1 protein-coding gene is annotated in these 1,608 nt (G+C 65.0%); it reads left to right on the top strand.

What is annotated here, in order from left to right; translation table 11 throughout:
• The first annotated feature begins 339 nt into the window (after positions 1-339).
• A complete protein-coding gene (locus ACWFR4_RS48845; RefSeq protein ID WP_376536212.1) occupies positions 340-1,581 on the top strand; it encodes an IS110 family RNA-guided transposase in 1,242 nt (413 codons plus the stop codon).
• Positions 1,582-1,608 lie beyond the last annotated feature (27 nt).

The raw sequence follows: 1,608 nt of genomic DNA on the forward strand, positions 1-1,608 counted from the left end.
TAATGGTGACTCACGGGGCCGGTGAAACCTGAAGCACCACCGGGTCTGGAACCCTGTGATCAGACGGGTTCACCGGCCCCGTCATTGTGGTGGTGTGACGCTATTGATCAGTGATTCAGTCGATGATGTTCGTGGTCCGAGCCCCTCGCGGGAAACACCTCTCAGCTCACCGGGAGCTTCCGAGCCCCTTGCGAAGACCGAGGAACCCGCGGGCAGTTGGGGTCACGAACGGCTGATCGGATGATGGGCCATCAGAGCCCTTCCATTAGGGAGTCGCGTGCCTCCACGGCTGTGACCACAGGCAACCGAAGTCCAGATGGAAGGACGTGAACCAAGCCCATGATGATCTTCTGTGGAATCGACTGGGCCAGCGACCACCACGACATCGCCCTCGTCGACGCCGACGGCGCTCTGGCCGCTCGGGCCAGGATCAGCGACGACATCGCCGGCCTCGAACAACTCCTCGGGCTACTGGCCGAACATGGCGACACCGGCGAAACCCCCATACCGGTGGCCATCGAGACCTCTCGGGGGCTGCTGGTTGCCTGCCTGCGAGCCACCGGCCGACCCATCTATGCAATCAACCCGCTGGCGGCGTCCCGATACCGCGAACGCCACACCGTCGCGCGCAAGAAGTCCGACCATTTCGATGCCATGGTCCTCGCTAACATTCTGCGCACCGATGCCGCAGCTCACCGGACGATACCCGCGGACAGCGAACTTGCTCAGGTGGTCGCGGTTTTAGCCCGTGCACAGCAGGACGCGGTCTGGGACCGCACGCAGGCCGGCAACAAACTCCGCTCCCACCTGCGTGAGTACTTCCCCAGCTACCTGGCCGCCGTCCAACCGATCCTCGGTGGACTGTGCTCGTCCGTCGCCCGCGTGCTTCTCGCCGCCGCGCCCACTCCGGCCCAAGCGGCCCGGCTGACCAGGACCCAGCTGCGAACTGTGCTGAAGCGGGCCGGGCGACAGCGCGGCGTCGAAGCTGAGGCAACACGCCTTCACACGGCCCTGCGCAACCCGCAGATGCGCCAACTTCCGCTGGTCGAGGACGCGATGGGCCGTCAGTCCATGTCCTTGCTGCGCCAGCTCGACGCCGCCTGCACCAGCGCCGACGAACTTGCCGAAGCTGCAGCGGAGGCGTTCGAAAAGCACCCGGATTCCGAGATCATCACCAGCTTTCCCGGAATCGGTTCACTCACCGGCGCCCGGATACTTGCCGAGATCGGCGACGACCCCGCCCGTTTCGCCGACGCCCGGGCTATCAAGTCCTATGCCGGAGCAGCACCGGTAACCCGGGCGTCCGGCAAGAGCATGTCCGTCAAGGCTCGCCGCATCAAGAACCAGCGTCTCGCCGCAGCCGGCTACATCTGGGCCTTCGCCTCCCTCACTGCCTCACCCGGGGCCAGAGCCCACTACGACCGCAGACGCACCCGCGGCGACCGCCACATTTCCGCCCTGCGCAATCTTTTCAACCGCATGATCGGATGCCTCCACCACTGCCTCAACAACCGCATCCCCTACGACGAGACCATCGCCTTTCCCACCCAACCCCAGACCGTCCTCGCAACCGCCGCTTGACTCCTTAACCGCATCGGATGTCTGATC

This window comes from Streptomyces sp. NPDC055140 (assembly GCF_053607285.1).